Raw genomic sequence first — 21,293 nt, 5'->3', positions numbered from 1 at the left:
ATTGCTCGCCCATCACGAATCGAACCTAGTAAAACGGGAATATACCCTGGGGGGGTATATGGTTGGGTCCGGTGATGGCCATGCAAATGGCATGGTGGTAGGCCGCGAGTGCCCATCTGTGGGCACGCAGGGAGGCACGCTCATGGCGCAGTCCAAACACCAGCACACTCACGGCACTCTCGAGGCCAACGATGCAGGTTCCGAGGAGTCGGGGCACACCTCCGGTCATGACCACGGCTCAGGTCATGGTGGGCACGGCGACCATGTGGCGCAGTTCCGCCGACTGTTCTGGATCATGCTCGTCATCGCAGTCCCAGTCGTGGGGTTCTCGAGCATGTTCTCGATGCTCTTGGGCTATGGCCTCCCCGACGCAGGTTGGGTTCCCTGGGTCTCGCCGCTCCTGGGAGCCGTGATGTACGTGTGGGGCGGGAAGCCGTTCCTCGTCGGGGCAGTGTCGGAGCTGCGGGCACGGAAACCGGGGATGATGCTCCTCATCGGGTTGGCGATCACGGTGGCGTTCATCGCATCCCTTGGGGCAAGCCTGTCGCTTCTGGATGCGGCGCTCGATTTCTGGTGGGAGCTGGCGCTCCTGATCGTGATCATGCTCCTGGGTCACTGGGTCGAGATGCGCTCCCTTGCCCAGACCACGTCAGCCCTTGACTCTCTCGCCGCCCTCCTCCCCGACGAAGCCGAACGTGTCACTGGGGACACCACCGAAACCGTGCCGCCGGAATCTCTTGTCGTAGGGGATGTGATCGTCGTCCGTCCTGGGGGCCGAGTGCCCGCTGACGGGGTCATCACGGACGGATCGGCGAGCATGGATGAGTCGATGATCACCGGGGAATCTCGCCCCGTTCGCCGGGCGGCTGGCGACCAGGTCATCGCGGGAACCGTGGCCACCGATTCCGGTATCCGAGTCACCGTCGCCGCAGTCGGGCACGACACCGCCCTGGCCGGCATTCAACGCCTCGTCACAGACGCACAGAACTCTTCCTCCCGCGCGCAGAGGATCGCCGACACCGCGGCGGGCTGGTTGTTCTGGTTAGCCCTGGGTGCGGGAATCATCACCGCGATCGTGTGGAGCTTGGTGGGACAACCCGACGAGGCCGTCATTCGGACGATCACCGTGCTGGTGATCGCGTGCCCTCACGCGTTGGGATTGGCGATTCCCCTGGTCGTGTCGATCGCGACCGAGCGCGCCGCCCGGGGCGGGGTACTCGTCAAGGACCGCCTGGCGTTGGAGAGCATGCGGACCGTCAGCGTTGTCCTGTTCGACAAGACCGGCACCCTGACCCGAGGCACCCCGGCCGTGACCGCCATCGAACCTGTTGGCACGATGTCCGCGGACGAACTCCTCGCCCTCGCGGCGTCCGCGGAGAACGATTCCGAGCATCCCCTCGCGAAAGCGATCGTGACTGCCGCCCGCGAACGACACCTGGCCCTGGCGCCGGCAACTGACTTCACCTCCTCCCCCGCGGTCGGTGTCAGCGCCACGGTGACCGGCCGGCACGTGCAGGTGGGTGGCCCTGCCCTGCTGACCCAGGAACACGGGACCGAACTTGAGATCGCGAACACGTGGCGGGAGGACGGTTCGATCATTCTGCACATCGTGATCGACGGGCATGTGGCGGGCGCGCTTGCGCTGGCTGATGAGGTGCGCCCGGAGTCCCGCGACGCGATCGACGCGCTAAAAGCGCTCGGTGTGGAGCCGGTGATGATCACCGGCGACGCCGACGCTGTCGCCTCGACCGTTGCCCGGGAGCTGGGCATCAGCCGGTACTTCGCCGGCGTCCGCCCCGAGGACAAATCCTCCAAGGTCAAACAGCTCCAGACGGAGGGTCACAAAGTGGCGATGGTGGGTGACGGGGTGAACGATGCCCCGGCCCTCGCGCAGGCCGACGTCGGGATTGCGATCGGTGCGGGAACAGACGTCGCCATTGCCTCCGCAGGGGTGATCCTGGCCTCGGATGACCCACGGTCGGTGCTGTCCGTCATCGAACTGTCCCGCAGCAGCTATCGGAAGATGACCCAGAACCTCTGGTGGGCTGCTGGCTACAACTTGCTCTCCGTGCCTCTCGCTGCCGGGGTGCTCGCCCCTGTCGGGTTCATCCTCCCCATGTCGATCGGCGCGCTCCTGATGTCGGTGTCCACGATCGTTGTCGCCCTCAATGCTCAACTGCTTCGACGCTTGGATCTCAGCCCCAAAGCGAGCGTCGAGACGGTCCTGCACCGCCACCGCTGACCGGCGTCTCACCTCAGCTCGCGACGCCCGGAACCCACTGGGTGCACTCGTCTTCGACTTGTACACTCTGACCGACTACACCAAAGGAGAGTCATGACCGGCCACCCGACGCGCATCCCTACGGGGTTGGGGCGTCTGGCGACCGCGGTGGTGCTGATTCTTCTTCTGGTCGGTAGTGCCCTGTTAATGCACACGCTCGCCGGTCACACCGGAACCCACACGGCCACCACAACCGCCAGTCACGAACACGACGCCGCAACAGCCCACGACACCACCGCGACCACCACGGCGTTCTCGGCTGCGCCTGCGGGCACAGGCGACGTCACCGTGGCGGGCGCTGATGATTGCGGCGGGCTCTGCGCGATGCTCTGCGCGATCATGGGCATGGCCTGCCTGATGGTGTTGATCGTGTCCACCTGGGCGCTCCTGCGACGCCGGGGAGCCCGCGCCTTGTTCATCCTGTCTAAGACCCTGGGCGCGATGCCGGCACTGCCGACAATCACCGTCCTGCGCCCTGCTCCGAATCTGGCGCAGCTCAGCATTCTCCGCGTCTAAACCTGCCCCTTGGGGACCAGCTCCCCGATACGAGACCCGCGGCCGTTCAGCGTGCCGCACACTTTCTCACCCCAAGGGACACACACCATGAACCGCACCAAAACTTTCTTCGTTGGCGCCACCGCCGTCATCGCCGCGCTGGCCCTCGCTGGCTGCGCCGACACTTCCACCTCCGACACGTCCTCGGGATCGTCCGCTGCCTCTGAGGCGGCGGTGTTCAACGACCAGGACGTCATGTTCGCCCAGATGATGCTGCCCCACCACGAGCAGGCCGTCGAGATGAGCGACACCCTCATCAGCAAGGGCGACACCGTCGACTCCGACGTCCTCGCGCTGGCAGAAACCATCAAGGACGAGCAGGGGCCTGAGATCGATCAGCTCACCACGTGGCTGGGTGACTGGGGTCAGGACACGTCTGCGTCGATGGATCACTCCATGGACGGCATGATGAGCGAATCCGACATGACCTCCCTCGAGGATGCCTCGGGCACGGAGGCGTCACGCCTGTTCTTGGAGCAGATGACCGAGCACCACAAGGGCGCCGTGGACATGGCGCAGCAGGAAGTCGACGGCGGGGAAAACCCCGACGCAGTCGAGATGGCGAAGAACATCGTCGAATCTCAGACGGCACAGATCGACCAGATGGACAGCCTTCTCAGCTCCCTCTGACCCTTCCACGGGACGAGGCACCCAGCCGGTGCCTTGCCCCTGGGCGGTGCCCTGTGCCCGCGCACCCGTCGTACTTCTCACACCATCGAAAGCTTCCTGGTGCCCCAAAATCTTTCTGCCCCCGTGCCTCCTGCCGCCCTCACTCGCCGGGAAGCGCTCGCCCGCGAACGCACCGCCGGCCCCTCCTCCTCACCGTCGGCCCCCCGCCGACGCACCTACCAAGCAGCAGAACCGCTCCCATCCACCGCCCGAACCAAGCTTCGAGCAACACTTCCCGGAGCAGCACCTCGAGCCCGGCCGTGGGCTGTGGAGCAGCTCCCCGAGAGCGCCTGGTCGGTACCGGCTCGTCCCCGCAAGCTCCGCACCCTGGGTCCTGTTATCGGGGCGCTGGCGGTGGCGATGTTCTTCACCGCAAACACGACCCCGGCTACTGCCTCTGATCTGGCGGGCGGGGCCACCCCGACGAGTGTTGTTGCCCCGATCAGTGGACAATCCCTTGCCGCCTCCGTGGTGGCATTGTCCGTTGACGGTCGAGACGGCTACGCCGTGACCGAGCAAGCACTCGCCACCACACAAAGTGCTACCTCGGGAGGTGCCGGAGCAGCAGCCCAGGTCAATACCGGGACCGGGGACATTCGGTGGCCCTTCCCTGGGGTAACCCCCCTCAGCTCGGACTTCGGGCCCCGGGCGCGGCCGTGCGGTGCGTGTTCGGCCATGCACGAGGGAATCGACATGGTCCCGGGCAAGAACACCCCCATCGGGGCGATCGCTGCCGGCACCGTTCGTGTGTCGGGGATGGGCGGGGCGTACGGGCAGTACGCCATCATCGACCACCAGATCGATGGCCAGACCGTCAGCAGCCTCTACGCCCACATGGTCCTCGGTTCCAGCCCCCTGCGGGTCGGAGACCGTGTCAATGTCGGGGACCTGGTGGGCCGGGTAGGCAACAGCGGGGTCAGCACCGGTGCGCACCTGCACCTGAGCATCTTGCTTGGCGGCACACTTCAGATCGACCCGCAGCTGTGGCTCGAAACCAACGCCGGCCGGGTGCTCTGACATGACGCCCGCACAACAGCCACCCGGTCGTGGCCACATCATCCGTCCCTTCCGGGTGAGGCTCGTTCTGGGGAGCATCACGGTGGTGGCGATGGTTGTTGCCGTCCTCACCCCGGTGGGGCAGGCGTCCGCAGTTGAGTACCCGACGTGGGCCGAGGTCGAAGCAGCTCGTGCCTCCGAAACGGAAGGCCAGGCCCTCGTGGCGCAGATCACGACGCAGATCGCAGAACTCGACTCCGCGGCCACTGCCAGCGCTGAGCTCGCTCTGACCCGTGGCGCCGAGTACGAGGAAGCAGACGCTCAGTTCCTCGACGCGGCGTACCAAGCAGACACACTCCAGGAGCAGGCCCGCACAGCCGAGGCCACCGCCACCCAGTCTCGAGACCGGGCAGCTCAGATCATCGCGTCGCAAGCACGCAGCGGCGGCCAGGACTTGACCAGCACCCTGCTCACCGGCGCCCAGGACCCGGACGATTTTCTCTCTCAGCTGGGGTTTGCCGACAAGCTCGCTGAAACAAGCCAAGGCATCTACGTCGACGCAAGCCAGGATCAGAACATCGCTCAGGGCCTCGGCGATCAGGCGGCCCTCGCCCGGGACGCCCGCGACGCTCTCCGCCAGGAAGCCGATGACGCCCGCCGGGACGCCGAGGCTGCCTCCGCGGCAGCCGATGAGGCACTGGCAGTGCAAGTCGACAAGCAAGCTGAGCTGCAAGCGCAGCTTGCCGTGCTCACGGATCAGCGTGCCGCGACCGAGCAGGACTTCGCCGCCGGCGAAGCTGCCCGCGCCGCAGAACGGGCACGCATCCAGGCGGAAGCAGCTGCCCGGGCTGCCGCTGCGGCCGCGGCTGCAACGTCTGCCGGTCAAGTAGCCGGGAGCGGATGGGCCAACCCCACCACCGGTCGAATGGTCAGCGCCTACGGGTACCGAATTCACCCCATTCAACGGGTCTGGAAGTTGCACTCCGGGATCGACATCGCTGGGGGATGCGGGGTACCGATCTACGCCGCTTCGGCCGGCACCGTGGCCTACTCAGGGGTCTACGGCAGCTACGGCAACTGGATCCTCCTCGAACACGCTAACGGCATTCAGACCGGCTACGCCCACATCGAAAACGGTGGGCTGCTCGTCAGCCGCGGCCAGCGGGTCGAAGCCGGGCAACTGATCGCTCGTGCCGGTTCGACAGGCGGGTCCACCGGCTGCCATCTGCACTACGAAGTGCGACCAGGAGGTACCTCCACGGACCCCGCGCCCTTCATGTCCGCCCGCGGCATTCGACTCGGCTGACCGCCCGCCCGACAGGAAACCACCATCACCACGTCACACATGCGCCCCACGAAAGCCCTCGCCGCACTCGCCGCTACGACTGCAGTGATCCTCGGCATGGCCGCGTGCACGAACGCCACCACCGCCCCTCCGACGGCTGACGCATCCCTGGAACACGTCCACGCGTTTGCTCACGTGGACAACTCCCCCGTTGTCCTCGTGGGCACACACACCGGCCTGTGGAAGTTCGCCCTGACCGCGGTCGACCCTGATCGCCCCCGAGAGGCACCGTTGATCCCGGTCGGTGACGACCGGTTCGACGTCATGGGGCTCACGACCACGCCGCAAGACGTACTCATCGCCTCAGGCCACCCCGCAGTCACCGCTCCGACGACAGCGCCGTCCAACCGGGGGCTGCTTCGCAGTGAGGACTCGGGGACAACGTGGCAGACCATCAGCCTGGAGGGCAAAGCCGACTTTCACGACCTGACGACGGCCGCCGATAGCGTCCTTGGGCTGAACTCGACCACCCAGGCCATCCTTCGGAGCGACGATGACGGTGCGACCTGGACAACGGAAGCAACAACAACGGCCCTGTCACTGGCCGTCGACTCGGCCAACCCCGAGATCCTTTGGGCCGCAGGTCCCGATGGTCTGGAACGCAGCACCGACCGCGGCACCACCCTGACCCCTAGCCCCGAGGCGCCGCCACTTGTGCACGTCGCCTCATCTGCATATTCGATCGCTGGCGCAACCATTGACGGCACCGTATGGTCTCTCGATCCAGGGAGCGCAACCTGGTCACAGGTCGGACAGCTCGAAGGCCAACCGCAAGCCTTCGACATCATCGACATAGGCGACAAGACCGTTCAATTCGCCGTCGATGATCGAGCCATTGTCGTCAGTCACGACAACGGCCGCACCTGGACCCCCGTGCCTTTGACGCTCAAGCAGAACGAGTAGAGAAGCGGCTTAGCGATCGTCAACCGGACGATCGCCAACCTCGACCATTTCCTCAGAGCTGCACTGATCCGACTGTCGCAGATAGGTGGTCCGAAACAGATTCCGGTGACGGGCCCCTATGTGACACTGCCGAAATGACCTCGTCGCCCCTCCTCGAATGCGCCTGTTCGCCGATCGTCGCTCCCTACCTCACAGCCCCGCATGACGCCCAGGCAGGTCTTGGAGGGTCGGCCCAGCCGATGCAGAAAAGCGAGGGCGGGCCAGGAAGAAACCTGGCCACCCGGTCGGCTCCTGGGCACCTATCGCCAGTCAAGCCGTTGACGGTCACCCCGTTAGCATCGGTGCCCGCCTCCCTCGGAGCTGATGCATGATCGAGCGCCCCTCTCCCGAACACCGTGCCCGAGTACGCGCCACCAGCCTCGATCGAGAGCACCTGGTCGCGATGGGCGAGGTCGCGTACTGGTCTGCTCGATTGGAGCGCACGCTGGCGTTCACAGTCATGGCCCTCGTCAGCGACGATGACCGCGAGACAAACGAAATAGGAATTGTGGTGACTCGGGGAGCCTCCTTCAGCGGCCTGCTCGAGTTGGGCGCAAAGCTCGTGAAGCTGCACCGCTTCGAGGGGCAGGTCCGCGACATGTTCACGCGATTGTCCGCCGACTCGAGGGTTGCGATGGAGAGCCGGAACCACCTGCTGCACGGGGCGTGGACCACACCGGGTAAAGGACCAGCTTCGGCGAGCCGGGTCAGGGCCAAAGGGACGGTGGACCGCCCATTGACCGTGGCACAGGTGGAAGACGTCGCCTATGACCTGGCAGTGCTCGCAGAACAGCTATTCATGCTGTTTCTCGTCATCGAAGGCGCAGTCGACTACGAGGAGTGATCACCTTGGGCCGATGCTCTGCGAAGGGTTCTGGGCTCACCGCGCCACCCCCCGAGTGGCAATCAATCGGGATGCCTCGGACCGATCGGCACGAGGTTCGAAGCGGCCCTCAGTGAGCCTTCTGCGACAGTTCCAGCGACGATTGCAAGCCCGATCTGCGCGTACGCGGCCATCAGCGTGCCGACACGGTGCCGAGCATCTCGCTCGAGGCGCTCACCCTCCGCCGCAAAGCTCCGATCCGTGACGAAGCACTGCAACTGGTCGTACACGTGGTCCCACCGGACAGCGACCCGAGCGCGGCGCGATCCGTCAACCGCCTCGAAGTGGAGAGACCCGAAGGGCCTCCCGTCCCTCATTCCCAGATCGACTCCAACAAGTCGCCAGCCTGGAGCCTCGCGCGAGACATCCGCCCCCCACACGACCACGCGCGGCGGGCTCGCGCCTAATCCGACAATCGCGTGTTGCCCTCCAGCCTGCTCGCCCTCGGCCACCCCGCCACCTTCTAACTTTTCGTGATCCTGGACCCTTCGCATGGATGGTGGTAATAGTAATGACCATGAATGCAAGCAAACAAGCGAAGCCGACCTCGGGGCAGCGCAAGGCCTTCGGCATCATCACCATTCAAGGGCTAGTCCTGGACCTGAGCGACTCGCTCCTAGCCCGGCCAAGCAGCAGCGTCACATGGAGAGCTCATCCTGCCGGCCCACTCTCGGGCCTCACAGCAGCCACAGATGAGCACGAGGCGTCGATCAGCTGGGCACCGACGTCGGACGTGCTCCGCGAGACGAGTACCGAAGATGCCCCCGACGAGCTCTTGGCCCATGTGCGACAGACCTATCTGACCTATCTCGAGCTGTGCCTCAGGCTCGGCGAGTTCCAACTCGAGGCAACTCCGGTCACTGACGCCGCAGAGAACATCACCGGAACGTCACTTCGAGCCCGGCTGGTAGAGCGAGGAGCAGTCTGGCTCGACGAACTTCCCACTGCCGACCAGCAACGGTTCGCACCAATCCCCAGGGCCGACGAGGTGACCATGGTGGACGTTCCCGACAGAGCCTCGCCGCAGACAGCCCCCGGGGGCGGGCAAAGGCCTGATGAATCGACATGACCGAGACCGCCACGTTGGAACGATCAGCTGTGGCGCGGCCAGAGGGATACGCCGAGCCCCCGCTCGAGCTTCGCGATCGTTTCGAGGTCCGGCCACACCTGGCCCGCAAGGACGCTCAGCAGGGTCGTATGGGTGACACCTGAAGCTTCGGCTACCGACCGGATGCTGCGACTGCCGACGGCCTGACGAAGGTTCTGCGCGAATCTGCGAGCCACTTCCCCGATCGGGTCGTTCGAGCGAACGTCTGGCCACGGGGACGGGGCCAACGCGGCTGGTTTCGCGCGCGCAGTTCTACCCATGCCGCAAGGCTAGGCGCGCCAGCTCGCACGCACGGCCGCCCCGTCGAACGTATCACAAATTGGTCATTGTAATGACCACCTTCGAGCTTGGAGATGAGCGCTGGTGAGCGATGAAGCTGACGAACGCCGCGAACGGCAGCTCGACGCGGTGAGGCGCATGGCCGAGAGGGAGCCTGAGGTGCCGGCTGCGGCTCATTACCAGTACACGCCGAAGATGCCTGCTGATCAGTGGGCCGCCATCCGCCCCTACGTGCAGCGCGTCGTCCGAGACACAGCCCACAGAACGCCGTACTCCGAGAAGGAGCTCTACCCGGCCGTTTCCCGTCTCGCCCTGTTCGCCTGGGCGATAGCTAGCGTCCCTCTCGAAGATGACAACGTCTTCGACCCGCGGTTCATCAACCGCTTCGTGCAACATCACCTCGGGCAGTACAGCAGGGCCGGCAAGAACACCCTGCGCGCTCGGTTGAGACGCACGTCGGAGGCGCTCTTGGGCGATGAAGCTGCGGGTACATTCCGAGCCCTGGGCAAGGCTGAGGCTTCACGTCCGTACTCCCCGAGCGAGGTGGCTTCGTTGTTGTCGTGGGCCGGTAGCCAGCACGACGAGGAACGGACGACCAGCGCCGGCGCACTCCTCGCGCTCGGACTCGGGGCAGGACTGACGGGGCGGGAGATCATCGATCTAGAACTCGTGGACATCACCTCAGATAGTCGGGGCGTCGTGGTGCGCGTGTCGGGTGACGATGCGAGAGACGTCCCGGTTCTTGCTCAATGGGCCCCCCTCCTGCAGCGCCGAACGGCGTCCAAGGCAGCCTCCCGGTGGGCATTTCGGAGCGGTCAGCGAGGCGGGAACATCAATCTCGTCACTGACTTCGTCAGTCGGAATCCGCGCCCCACGGTCGAGCTGCAGTCCCGACGCATGCGAGCGACCTGGATCGTGGAACACCTCCGGCGGGGGACGCCCCTCGACCTGTTGTTGGAGGTCGCCGGCTTGCAGTCAGCCGAAGCGCTCGACCGGCTCTTGCCCTACGTCGCCAGAGCGGACGACGACCCCCGGCGGGACTCACTTCGGTGATGGCTACCACCCCGGCGCGAGCCGAGGCTGCGGCCATGACGCCCGTATAGGGACAGGACGATTACTTCCCGCGTCGGCCAGGTTCCCTCAGACGCCCAAATGGCGACGGGCATTTGCCACGTCTTCCAGACGCATCACGACCTCACCCCTGAGCAGACGCCCCAGCCGCTCGGGACTCTGCCCAGAGGCAGCCGCGTACGTCCCGACAGAGCGGAACCGTCTCGCTATCTCGGCTCGCATGCTGCACGCCAGCCGATGCTGAATGCGTGCAGCGCCCCACTGGTCGAGCTGGCCTGCTGAGAACGACATCGCCGAGACCAGCTGAGCTTCGGGGTCGCGACCGAAGCGGCCGGGCTCACGCAGGTAGGACCGCGGCTCGAAACGTGGATCGGGCACCCCCTCAGTCTAGATGTGCGCTAAAAGCGCATCAGACCGCTTGATGGCCTTGTCTTGTCTCATGTCCATCTCTCGTGACCACCCCTGATGAGACACAGCGTCCGACTTCCCCCTCTTCCCAACTCGAGCGTGCCGTAGCACACTTTGGTCAATCTAATGACCACGCCACGCTGGAGCTTCAGGAGGCGATCTTGCGCTACCACCCGCGCCGTATCGCCCCGACCAAGTGGTTGCCTGTGCGGGACTTCACGCTCGCGTGCGTCCTCGACGCCAAACCCCACGACATGCTCTACACGAGGATCCTCTTGACCTTCGCGAGTCGGTACGTCGTGTGGGCGTTCCACGACGCCGGTGCGGAGCTGCGCCGCGATGACCTCTTCTACCCGTCCATGATCTACCGCTTCGCACGCACCTACCCCAGTGCCAAGACGCAGCAGCTTGCCGAGACCAGACTCCTGAACCTCGCTGAAGCGCTCGGTTACGAACCGTCTCCTCACCGCCTTAGAAAGCAGAGCCGGGAGATACGACCCTTCTCGCATGCCGAGCTTCCCGCTTTCGAGAGCTGGGCCGCGTCGAGGTCCACCGACCGAGCCCGCCGGGATTCTTACGGGCTTCTCGCGCTTGCTGGTGGCGCAGGCCTCGGCGCAACTGAGATCGCCGCGGTCCGTGGCCGGGACTTGACGCGCACTCCGGCTGGCTGGGTCGTCCGTGTGACCGGAAAGGCGCCGCGGAGCATCCCCATCCGTGTCGGGTGGGATTCGTACGCAGACATCGCTTTCGAGGGGCTCGGCGACGATGACTACGCGGTCATCCCCCACCGCAAGGAGTCCTCTCGGGAGATCGCGCTCATGCACTACGGCGCCCGGTACGACGGTCCTGCTATTCGCCGCCTCCGCATTACCTGGATCGTGGACCAGATCAACGTTTTGCCCCTGGCGAGCATCGTCTACGCGGCTGGCTTCAAGAACGTCTCGTCCCTCCTTCGCTACGCGCCCTTGGCCGAGGTCATGCCCGAGGTTGAGCTTCACGCGCTTCTCCGTTCAACGGGAGCGACTCAGTGACCGGCGAGCCCTCGTTCCACGACGAGGAGTTCTTCAATGGCATCTACACAGCCGACCGGATCGTCAGCGGGTCGACCAAGACCACCAGGTTCCGCGGCGCCGACGCCCGTGAGTGGATGACCTTCCTCCGTTCATCGGGCGTCATCGAGCTCCTCGCGACCTGGCGCGCGGAGGACCGCGAGAAGAAAGCCCCGGGCGGTGTCAAACCGAAGATCGACGACCTGGCCATCCTGACCGTGGTGATGATGCTCCTATCGGAGCAGTCCATGATCTTCGTGCGCGAGATGGGCCGCGTCTTCGAACACCGTCTCGACGATGAAGCCCGTCGCGAGCTCGGCATCGCTCACCTGTACGACAACGACAAGCCCAACGACTGGTACTTCCTGGCATGGCGGGCGATGCACCGCATCATCGACCTCTGGGATGCCTGGCCGGCGCCCCGCCGCCTGCTCACCCGCGACGAGCGGAGCAGCCTTGACGCGCTCCGGGACAAGAACATCGAACGCCGGGCACACGAGCGCAGCATGACCTTCACGAACACGCTGCTGGAAGCCACGGCCCAGAACCTGCCTCGAGCCGTGCGACGTCAGCGTCTCGCGCTCTCCGTCGACCAGACAGTGCTGCGTGCACCGAGCCAGAAGAACCGTTGGCCGCGGGAGAACGGCGTCGAGCAGCCCATGTTCATCGCGGGCACGGACAAGGAACAGCCGAAGTACGCGATGGAGCTTGAAGCTGACCTCTACCCGATCGACAAGGGAGAGAAGGAACGCGTCTTCAGCAAGCACACCAAGGAGAACGGCAAGGCGAGCGTCAAGCAGGCACGGAGCCGGTGGCTGCTCGCCTACACGGCTAACCTCATCATCGACGTCAACGAGGACCCGACAGGTGACCCCACCGAAGCACCGCAGCTGATCCGCGGGGCGAGCCTGACGACGCCCAACAAGGGCATCGGCTTCCACACCGTCGAGCTCGTGAAGAACATCCAGGAACGCGGCTACGACATCGCGCGCCTGTCGTCCGACCTTGGGTACTCCGCGGGTCTCACGATGGAGGACTTCCACCGTCCGATGAGAGAGCTCGGCGTCGGCCTCGTCTTCGACTACAACCGCGCGAACCAGACCGGTGTGCGGGGCCAGGTCGGCGGAGCCAAGCTCGTCGAAGGCGGTCAGTTCTGCCCCGGTACACCGAAGCGGCTCCTCGATGCAACGGTGCGGCGCAACAACAAGGAGATCGACAACGTCGAGTGGTCCCAGCAGATCGACGAGCGTGACGCATACCGACTTCACAAGAAGGAGGGTCCCGACGCCAACGGCAACGTGAAGATGCGCTGCCCAGCCCTCGGCCCGAGTGCGACGGTCGAGTGCCCGCTCCGCAAGCTCGACAAGCGTGCATCGCCTGACAAGGAACGCCGGCAGGTGCTGCGCGCCAACGTCCCCAAGCAGACAGACAAGGTCTGCTGCCAGACCTCGATCACGGTGCGCCCGGAGGACGGCGAGAAGATGAACCAGATGCTGCCTTATGGCAGCAAGGAGTGGTCCAAGACCTACCGCCGCGACCGCAACAGCATCGAGAGCTTCAACGCCTTCATCAAGACCGGTCCCGAGCGCATCGCCGACTCCAGCGCACGGCGCCTGCGCGGTCTCGCCGCTCAGCAGTTCCTTCTCGCCATGCTCACGACGGCCGCGAACATCCGCAAGATCGTCACCTTCCTCGCCGCCAAGCACCGAGCGCCGAAGGACCGCGACCGCCGCGTCGCGAAGGGCCTGACGCCGGTGCCTGCACAGCGCACCCGCCGTCGTGATGCCGAAGGCATGAGCAACTACCGCGCCGACTACGTTCGGCCCGAACTGTCCCCGTTCCCGACGAGTGGACCCGCTGTCGATCCGCCTCCGCGAACGTAGGCCCACGCCCGTTCCAAGACACGACACGCGAGCTTCCTGCTCTCCCCCAACGCTCACGAGTCAATTCGGCGCGCCCAGACGGGCGGGCCGCTTCGTCGTTTAAGCCGACTGTGCAGCCGGTGGCCCCGAAGGAGCTGCCAAGAGATCCCGAACCCCTCGCCGGGAAGCGATTCTCGGCCCTCAAACGGAAGAAAGCCCCCGAACTACTCGGGGGCTTTCTTCTTGGGCTGCGTTCCGCAAACGGATTCCGATTGATGCGCAAACAACCCCGTGGCGGTACCGGTGGGATTTGAACCCACGGTGGAGTCAACCCCCACACATGTTTTCGAGACATGATCCTTCGGCCGCTCGGACACGGTACCGGGAGAGAGCTTAGTACATCCGCGCCCCCGTGTCGAAACCCGCCTTCGACCACCGTGAACCGGCACAGGGTGCTGCCCCGAGGCCAGCAGAGAGCGCTACGTGACGGTTCGCCGCGCCTCCTCGAGAGGCCGCAGATCGACCGCCGCGAGCCGCGCCAGGTCGATCTCGGGACTCTCGCGGCTCCGACCTGACCGCCGGGCGTACGCTCCCCGCATGCCCACCCGTCACCCCCTCGCCTTCTTCTCCGGAGTCGGCGTCACCCTCGCCGCGGGCGCGGCCCTCTTCGCCGTCTGGCGTCGCGCCCTCCGCAGCCAGCGCTCCGCCGCCGCGACCCTGAACGACCTGCTGCCGGTGCACTCCGCCTGGTGGCGCGACCGCTTCGACCGCAAGGGCAAGCTGCTCTACGTCGCACTCGGCGACTCGACCGCGCAGGGCATCGGGGCGTCGAGCCCGGCACGCAGCTACGTGGGCAGGCTGTCGGTGCGGGTCCGGCACGCGACCCGCACCTCCGTCCGGGTCGTCAACCTCAGCGTCAGCGGGGCCACCACGTGGCTCTGCCGCAAGGACCAGCTGCCCAAGCTCGAGAAGTACCAGCCCGACATCGTCACGGTCGCCATCGGGGCGAACGACATCATCGACTTCGACGCCGAGACGTTCGAGCGCAACCTGCGGCACATCTACGAGGCGCTGCCGAGCCACGCGATCGTCGCCGACCTGCCGACGATGTGGATTCCCGAGCGCGAGCACCGCATCGCCGAGGCGAACGCGATCGTGCGACGCCTCGCCGACGAGCTCGGCTTGACCGTCGCACCCCTCTACGACACGACGCGCAAGCAAGGGCTCGTGCGGACGTTCCGCAACTCGGCGGGCGACCTGTTCCACCCGAACGACCGCGGGTACCGCGTCTGGGCCAGCGCTTTCGAGCCGGCCATCGCCGCCCGCGTCGCGCGGATCGCCGCCGACCACGCCGTCACGGACGCCGACGCCAGCGTGCACGACGCCGCGACCGCGGGCTCGACGGCCCGCACGGCCGAGCGTGCGGCCGCCCGCGCCTCGTCCCGCGGCACGGAGACGCTGCCCCGCCGCTGACCCGGGTCGCGACGACCCCCGCGCCCCGAGGCGACGGGACCGGACCCGCCGTCAGGCCGTGCCCGGTCCCGGCAGCCGAGGAGGCGCCTCCTACCGGACCGTCAGCGTCGCGGCCTTCGAGGTGCTCCCGCCGACGTTCGGGGTGCCCGAGTAGACGACGACGATCGGGTAGCTCCCCGGCTTGCGGAACGCCGGCACCGAGAGGGTGACCTTGCCCGCGGAGGCCGCGGTCAGCGTCGCCGTGCCGATCGTGGTCGAGCCCGACTTGAGGGCGACGGTGCCGGTCGGGGCAGCCACCCCCGGCACCGTGACCGTGACGGTCGCCCGCGACGTCAGCACCTTCGAGACGGGAGCCGTCGGCAGCGAGACGGCGGCCGTCGAGGGGGCCTTCGTCACCGAGAACGACTGCGTCGCGCTCGTGGACGGCAGGGCCGCCACGACCGACGGCGTGAAGTCGGCGACGAGCCGGTGCGAGCCGGCCCTGGTGCTCGCGGGGGCGACCCACGAGGCCGATCCTCCGGTCAGGGCCACCTCGGCTGCGGCGACGCCGTCGAGGCGGAACACGACCGTGCCCGTCGCGGCGCTGCCGGCGATCGGGTCGACGGAGGCGGTGGCCGTCACCCGGCTGGACGAGGCATGCACCTGGGTGGCCGAGTCGAGGCGGAGCGTCGTGCTGGTGGAGGCCTTTTCCACCGTGACGACGACGGTCGACGAGGTCGAGGCTGCCTGGTCGGCGCCCGCTGGCGCGAACGTGGCCCGCAGCGAATGGGCGCCCGGCTGCAGCGAGGCAGGGAGGCGGAAGGCCGCCGTGCCGTCCTGGGCGATCGGCACCGTGGCGAGCGTCGTCGTCCCGTCGAGCACCGCCACCGAACCGGACGGCTTCGCGCCTCCTGCGACCGCGACCGTCGCGGTGAGGGTCGCCGTCGTCGACGACGCCCAGGTCTGGCGCGCACGGTCGGTGCGGAGGGTCGTCGTCGTCGCGGCCGTCTCCTGCTTCGGCGCGGGTCGGCCCGCGGTGTCGCCCACGGGCGCGGTCCCCGTCGGCCTGCCGCCGGCGAGGCTCACGTCGAGCACGGCCCCGCCCGAGGGAGAGGTCGAGCGGACCGCCACGGTGAAGCCCCCGCCGGTGCTGGTGAAGTTCTCGCCGGCGTCGAGGTGCGTGTCGCGGCGCGTCAGGTCGCCCGCCTTGACGGGGCCGGCGGCCACGACGGCCGTCGAGACCGACGAGCCGAACAGCGGCATCGCGCGCAGCACGCGCACCTCGCCGACGGCACGGTCGCCGTTGAGTGCGCAGCGCACCAGTGTCGTGTCGAGGGAGGAGCACCGCGGCGACGCACCCCGGAACTCGGCGCTCGTCGCGTCACGGCCGCTCGCGGTGCGGTACTCGACCCAGTAGGTGTCCCCGCTCAGCGGGTCGACGACCTGCACGGCCCGGCCACCGGCCGTGGTCGCCGCGCCGTCGAGCGCGCCGACCGTCACCTGCTGCCGGGTGCCCGGCTCGCGCAGCGTCGTGGCGTCGACCTGGAAGCCGGCGCGGAGGCGCTGCGGCGTCGAGAGGTGCGGTCGCGCACCCGAGACGGAGTAGCCCATGATGTCGAGGAAGTCGCCGTACTCCTCCACCGGGCACGCCACCGAGGTGTCGGTGTCCGCGGCGTGCGCGAAGTCCGACAGGGGCGCGTCGACGGCGGTCGAGCTGCGGCACATGCCCGCGCCGGCGTGGCCGAGGCCCAGGTTGTGGCCGAACTCGTGCATCAGCACGGGGACGCCGAGCGCGGTGTCGGTGCCGACCGAGCTGAAGATCTCGCCGCCGCCCCCGCCGACGGTCGCGAAGGCGGCAGAGCCGCAGGTCTCGCGCGTCAGGACGAGGAGGTGGTTGTCCGTACCGGCCCAGCGGTACGACGCGAAGGCGCCGCCGAACGCGGTCGTGTGCACCGAGTCGAGCACGGCCGACGGGTCGCACGTGCTCTTCGACAGCGACGTGCGCTCGATCCCGCCGAGACGGACGTCGACGGTGCCGCCCGACTCCTCCCACCAGAAGTCGTGCAGCTGCTGGATCGCGGTCGTGACGGACGCGTCGTCGGGCGGGGTCGCGGCGTCGTCGGCGGTGGTCGTCGTGACGGTCGCGATGCTCACCGAGACACGGTGGACGACGGCGACGGGAGCGAGCTGGGCCGACTGCGTCGGCTGCTGCGCGCCGCCTCCCTCGACCGCCGTCTGCTCCATGACCTCGGCCTCGCGCGCCTCGACCTCCGCCGCCTCGGCGTGCAGGTGCGGCGCCGTGACGGGGGTGGAGGGGACGGCGATCATGTCGTCCGTGAGGTCGGGCGCGGCGGGCGTGCCGGCGCCGGCGGCCGGCGCACCGGACTCGTCGGGGACCGCGGGCAGGTCCGGGACCGCTGCCGCCGACGTCGCCACCGGCGCGTCGGGCGCGGACGGCGCGGCGGTCGGCGCAGGCGTCGCGGTCGGCGCGGACGTCGGCGCAGGCGTCTCCGTGGGGGCGGCGGTCGGCGCGGACGTCGCCGTGGAGGCGCCGGACGGGTCGACGGCCGCGTACACCGACTGCCCGTCGACGAGGCCGCCGGTGACGATGACGGCCGCGACGAGCACGGCGGACGCACGGATGAAACGAGGGGTGGGCACAGCGGACTCCAGTCGTGCGGGGAGCTGGACGGTCGTCGGGACCGCGCGCTCGTGAGCGCGGGGTCGTCGGGACCGCGCGCTCGTCGACGCGGGGTCGTCGGGACCCCGCGCACGTCGCGCGGTCGTCGGGACCGCGCGCACGTCGCACGGTCGTCGGGACCGTGCGCACGTCGCACGGTCGTCGGGACCGTGCGTTCACCGCAAGTTCGATGCAAACACAGGGACTTCACCCCCCGAGCCCCCCACAACGGGTCCAGTTCGCTCTCCGGACACGGTGCGCGCCCCCACAACGGGGCCGAGGAGGCGCCCCCGCTGTCGGACGTCCCACCTAGGCTCGCAACATGCCTCGCCCCACCACCCCGCCCTTCCGCTGCACCGAGTGCGGCTGGACCAGCCTCAAGTGGGCCGGCCGCTGCGGCGAGTGCCAGCGCTGGGGCACCGTGGTCGACGTCACGTCGGCGCTCGTGAGCACCCGGGGCACCGCCCCCGTGTCGGTCGGCGGCGACCGGGTGGCGCGTCCCATCACGCAGGTCGAGGCCGGGGCCGTCGCCTCGTGGCCGAGCGGCATCGCCGAGTTCGACCGCGTCCTCGGCGGCGGCATCGTGCCGGGCGCGGCCATCCTGCTCAGCGGCGAGCCCGGGGTCGGCAAGTCGACGCTGCTGCTCGAGGTCGCCTCGCGTGCCGCCGCGACCGGCGCCCGCGTGCTCTACGTGACCGCAGAGGAGAGCGCGCAGCAGGTGCGGATGCGGGCGCAGCGCACCGGGGCGATGCACGACGACTTGTTCCTCGCCGCAGAAGTCGACCTCGCCGTGATCCTCGGGCAGATCGAGCAGGTCGACCCGCAGCTCGTCATCGTCGACTCGGTGCAGACGGTCTCGTCGTCGTCGATCGACGGCATCGCCGGCGGCACGTCACAGGTCCGCGAGGTCGCGTCGACTCTCATCCGCGTCAGCAAAGACCGGAACCTGCCGGTGCTGCTGGTGGGGCACGTCACGAAGGACGGCACGATCGCCGGCCCTCGCCTCCTCGAGCACCTGGTCGACGTCGTGTGCCAGTTCGAGGGCGACCGGCAGACCTCGCTCCGGTTCATCCGGGCGCACAAGAACCGCTTCGGGCCCACCGACGAGGTCGGCTGCTTCGAGATGACGGGCGACGGCATCGCCGAGGTCGCCGACCCCAGCGGGCTCTTCATGTCGCGCAGCGGCGCCCCGGTCAGCGGCACCTGCATCACGATCGCGATGGAGGGGCGGCGTGCGCTGCCCGTCGAGGTCCAGGCGCTGATCGTCGCCAGCAGCACTCCGCAGCCCCGACGGGTCGTCAACGGCGTCGACTCCTCGCGAGTGGCGATGTTGCTCGCCGTGCTCGAACGGCGGGCGGGCATCCGCCTCGGCGACGCCGACGTCTACGTGTCGACCGTCGGTGGCATCAAGATCACCGAGCCGGGGGCCGACCTGGCGATCGCACTGGCCCTCGCGAGCGCCAGCCGCGACGTCAGCTACCCGCACACGATGGCGGCGGTCGGCGAGATCAGCCTCGCGGGCGAGATCCGGCCCGTGTCGTCGCCGAGGCAACGAGCCAGCGAGGCAGGCCGGCTGGGCTTCAGCCAGCTCGTCGACGCCGAGTCGGGCAACCTGCGTGAGGCGCTGCGCCGCGCGTTCAGCGCGGCCAGCACGCCTCGTGAGCGCGAGCTCGACGGCGCCTTCTAGGTGCCCGCCAGGTCGATCACGGGCTCCCGCTACTTCAGGGCCTTGAGCAGGTCCTCGGGGGCGGCGGCCATGGTGTGCGGCCCGGCGATGTCGAAGAAGACCTGCTCGAGCACGTCGAGGTGCACCTCCATGAACGCCCGCAGCGCGTCGGAGTCGTAGAGCATCACCTCGAGGTCGGGGTCGTCCGGGACCATCGCGGCGTACGCCTCCGCCGAGGAGAAGAGCAGCAGGATGCGCTTGTCGGTGTTCTCGCGGCCGAAGACGCGCACCTGCTCGGCGGTGACGGAGACGGGCTCGGCCGAGTCCGCGTCCGCTGCGGAGTCGGCCGCGTCAGCACCGTCGGCCTCGGCGTCAGCAGGGGGAACCACGAGCTTCGGCACGACGACCACGTCGTGCCGCAGGGCGAACGCGACGGCGGCGACGTCCTGGCTGGCCAGGGCCAGCTCGAGCGCCTCGGAACGGGGGGAAGCAGCTTCGGTCATCGCTCAGTTCAGGATCATGGGGGCGGTGTCGGCCGACGTGATGTCGCCGACGCTGACGGTCAGGCGGTACGTCGCGCCTCCTGCGGGCACGGCCTGCCGGGAGTCCGCGTCGCAGGTGTCGGTCGTCGACCGTGTCCTGTCCCAGGCGATGGCCGGGGTCGAGAGGGTCTGACCGGCGGTGAGGGTCACGTCCTGGTCGGTGGGGTCGACCTGGCAGTCGGCGGACGACCACCACTGCTCCTCGCCGCTGGTCACGACGAGCTTCTGCTGGCCCGAGCCGAGGTTGATCACGCAGTCCGACGAGCCGGTGTTGGTCACCGACATCGAGATCTGCGGCAGCTCGGTGGGGGCGAACACCTGCTTGTCGACGACGGGGACGAGCTCGATGGCGGTCGCGGCGCAGCGGGCCCCGTCCTCGGCCGTGGCCTCCGTCGACGACGGATCGGGGGTCGCGTCGGCGGCAGGGGCGGTCGCGCCCGTGCTCGCGGCAGGCGCCGGGTCGGCGGCGGGGGTGCTGGTGGCGGCGGCACCGGGCTCGTCGCCCGAGGCGCCGGGCCGCACGACGATCAGCACGACGACGACGATCGCGACGACCAGGCCGAGCAGCACGAGGGCTCGGCGACGCCAGTACACCGAGGGCGGCTGCGGGCCGGTCGGATTCGTGAACGTCGACATGCGCACAGGTTAAGTGCTGGCCACCGCCCTGCGGCGGACGCTGGCGGCGTGTGGGCCTGGGAACTTGCGTGGAGCGCCCTGGCCGGCCCGCGCCTCCTGCGGGTCAGGCGCCTCCTGCCCGTTCACCCCTCGAGGCGCGGCAGGGCCTTCAGCATGCGCGAGTTGCCGAGCGTGTTCGGCTTGACCCGTGCCAGGTCGAGGAACTCGGCGACGCCCTCGTCCGTCGAGCGCACCAGCTCGGCGTAGGCCTCGGGCGGCACCAGGCCCTCGTCGCCCACCTCGAGGTAGTCGTGCTTCTCGAAGAAGTCGACCTCGAAGGTGAGGCAGAACAGACGGCCGATCTCGAGGCGCCGGGCGGCGCCCTCCAGCGAGTCGAGGAGGCGGTGGCCGACTCCCCTGCGGATCCAGGCCGAGTCGAGGGCGAGCGTCCGGATCTCGGCGAGGTCGTCCCACATGACGTGCAGCGCCCCGCAGCCGACCGGCACCCCGTCGGGACCGACGGCGATCTGGAACTCCTGCACGTCGCCGTAGAGGGTGACCAGGTCTTTGCCGAGCAGGATCCGCTTCTGCACGAAGGGCTCGCAGAGGCGCTGGATGTGCGGCACGTCGCTGACGACGGCGTCGCGGACGGTGATGCCGTGCTGGTCCGCGGAGGTCATCCCCCGAGCCTACCCACGCTGCACGTCATGTCGGCGGGTCGCCGTCGCCGTCGGCGGGTCCGCGCCCGCCCGCCGTGGACGACGACGACCCGCCGCGAGCCACCACGACCCGCCAGCATCGCGTACAGGCACGTCGCCCGGCGCACGCGAGAGGGCGGCCCGGCCGGAGCCGGACCGCCCTCTCGGCGGATCACGGGGAGCAGATGCTCC

18 protein-coding genes and 1 tRNA gene are annotated in these 21,293 nt (G+C 68.3%); 13 read left to right on the top strand and 6 right to left on the bottom strand.

The genetic code is table 11. From position 1 onward, the window contains the following. Positions 1–142: 142 nt before the first annotated feature. The 8 genes from EDF18_RS08765 (at position 143) to EDF18_RS16130 (ending at position 8,740) form a co-directional block, all read left to right on the top strand. Positions 143–2,242, top strand: coding sequence for a heavy metal translocating P-type ATPase (locus EDF18_RS08765; RefSeq protein ID WP_082486701.1), 2,100 nt, complete (start codon positions 143–145; stop codon positions 2,240–2,242). 93 nt (positions 2,243–2,335) lie between these two features. Beyond that, positions 2,336–2,797: a hypothetical protein gene (locus EDF18_RS08760; RefSeq protein WP_056260069.1), complete on the top strand. Its 462-nt coding sequence runs from the start codon at positions 2,336–2,338 to the stop codon at positions 2,795–2,797. An 87-nt stretch (positions 2,798–2,884) separates the two neighbouring features. Continuing rightward, positions 2,885–3,466, top strand: a complete 582-nt coding sequence (locus EDF18_RS08755; protein ID WP_056260071.1) for a DUF305 domain-containing protein — start codon at positions 2,885–2,887, stop codon at positions 3,464–3,466. 399 nt (positions 3,467–3,865) lie between these two features. After that, positions 3,866–4,522, top strand: a complete 657-nt coding sequence (locus tag EDF18_RS16795; protein WP_347876506.1) for a M23 family metallopeptidase — start codon at positions 3,866–3,868, stop codon at positions 4,520–4,522. 1 nt (position 4,523) lies between these two features. After that, on the top strand, positions 4,524–5,807 hold the full coding sequence (locus EDF18_RS08745) for a peptidoglycan DD-metalloendopeptidase family protein (RefSeq protein ID WP_082486595.1): 1,284 nt from the start codon (positions 4,524–4,526) through the stop codon (positions 5,805–5,807). A gap of 39 nt (positions 5,808–5,846) precedes the next feature. Beyond that, a complete protein-coding gene (locus EDF18_RS08740) occupies positions 5,847–6,749 on the top strand; it encodes a F510_1955 family glycosylhydrolase (RefSeq protein ID WP_148050071.1) in 903 nt (300 codons plus the stop codon). A gap of 367 nt (positions 6,750–7,116) precedes the next feature. Continuing rightward, positions 7,117–7,632, top strand: a complete 516-nt coding sequence (locus tag EDF18_RS08735; RefSeq protein ID WP_137846767.1) for a hypothetical protein — start codon at positions 7,117–7,119, stop codon at positions 7,630–7,632. Positions 7,633–8,167: 535 nt separating this feature from the next. Beyond that, entirely contained in the window at positions 8,168–8,740 is a 573-nt protein-coding gene (locus EDF18_RS16130) for a hypothetical protein (RefSeq protein ID WP_133739128.1), read from the top strand. A 23-nt stretch (positions 8,741–8,763) separates the two neighbouring features. On the opposite strand, the gene EDF18_RS16790 is transcribed toward EDF18_RS16130, so the two are convergent. Further along, entirely contained in the window at positions 8,764–9,039 is a 276-nt protein-coding gene (locus EDF18_RS16790; protein ID WP_082486596.1) for a helix-turn-helix transcriptional regulator, read from the bottom strand. Between the two features lie 103 nt (positions 9,040–9,142). On the opposite strand from EDF18_RS16790, the gene EDF18_RS08715 reads away from it, so the two are divergent. From EDF18_RS08715 to EDF18_RS08705, 3 genes are all read left to right on the top strand, one after another. Further along, positions 9,143–10,111, top strand: coding sequence for a hypothetical protein (locus tag EDF18_RS08715; protein ID WP_123519931.1), 969 nt, complete (start codon positions 9,143–9,145; stop codon positions 10,109–10,111). A gap of 632 nt (positions 10,112–10,743) precedes the next feature. Then, on the top strand, positions 10,744–11,568 hold the full coding sequence (locus tag EDF18_RS08710) for a hypothetical protein (protein WP_123519930.1): 825 nt from the start codon (positions 10,744–10,746) through the stop codon (positions 11,566–11,568). Beyond that, on the top strand, positions 11,565–13,469 hold the full coding sequence (locus tag EDF18_RS08705; RefSeq protein WP_123547482.1) for a hypothetical protein: 1,905 nt from the start codon (positions 11,565–11,567) through the stop codon (positions 13,467–13,469). The genes EDF18_RS08710 and EDF18_RS08705 overlap by 4 nt, the downstream gene beginning before the upstream one ends. Positions 13,470–13,740: 271 nt before the next feature. Here the strand turns inward: EDF18_RS08705 and EDF18_RS08700 are convergent. After that, positions 13,741–13,831: transfer RNA gene (locus tag EDF18_RS08700), tRNA-Ser, on the bottom strand. Positions 13,832–14,045: 214 nt separating this feature from the next. On the opposite strand from EDF18_RS08700, the gene EDF18_RS08695 reads away from it, so the two are divergent. Further along, positions 14,046–14,921, top strand: coding sequence for an SGNH/GDSL hydrolase family protein (locus EDF18_RS08695; protein WP_123547481.1), 876 nt, complete (start codon positions 14,046–14,048; stop codon positions 14,919–14,921). 90 nt (positions 14,922–15,011) lie between these two features. Here EDF18_RS08695 and EDF18_RS08690 read toward each other — a convergent pair whose 3' ends face one another. After that, the gene (locus EDF18_RS08690; RefSeq protein ID WP_148050070.1) at positions 15,012–17,561 is read right to left on the bottom strand and encodes an Ig-like domain repeat protein; all 2,550 of its coding nucleotides are present in this window, start codon (positions 17,559–17,561) and stop codon (positions 15,012–15,014) included. Positions 17,562–17,902: 341 nt separating this feature from the next. On the opposite strand from EDF18_RS08690, the gene radA reads away from it, so the two are divergent. Then, positions 17,903–19,267, top strand: a complete 1,365-nt coding sequence (gene radA, locus EDF18_RS08685; protein WP_123547479.1) for a DNA repair protein RadA — start codon at positions 17,903–17,905, stop codon at positions 19,265–19,267. A 29-nt stretch (positions 19,268–19,296) separates the two neighbouring features. On the opposite strand, the gene EDF18_RS08680 is transcribed toward radA, so the two are convergent. The 3 genes from EDF18_RS08680 to EDF18_RS08670 form a co-directional block, all read right to left on the bottom strand. Further along, complete coding sequence (locus tag EDF18_RS08680) at positions 19,297–19,749, bottom strand: dehydrogenase (protein WP_123547478.1); 453 nt, start codon at positions 19,747–19,749, stop codon at positions 19,297–19,299. A 3-nt stretch (positions 19,750–19,752) separates the two neighbouring features. After that, positions 19,753–20,424 (bottom strand): hypothetical protein, encoded by a 672-nt coding sequence (locus EDF18_RS08675; RefSeq protein ID WP_123547477.1) that lies wholly within the window; start codon positions 20,422–20,424, stop codon positions 19,753–19,755. Positions 20,425–20,546: 122 nt separating this feature from the next. Continuing rightward, positions 20,547–21,083 carry an amino-acid N-acetyltransferase gene (locus EDF18_RS08670; RefSeq protein WP_123547476.1) on the bottom strand — a complete coding sequence of 179 codons (537 nt, stop codon included), beginning with the start codon at positions 21,081–21,083 and terminating at the stop codon, positions 20,547–20,549. Positions 21,084–21,293 lie beyond the last annotated feature (210 nt).

Origin of the sequence: Frigoribacterium sp. PhB107 (genome assembly GCF_003751515.1) — a bacterium.
GTDB lineage: Bacteria > Actinomycetota > Actinomycetes > Actinomycetales > Microbacteriaceae > Frigoribacterium.
This window is presented reverse-complemented; position numbering and strand designations above follow the sequence as displayed.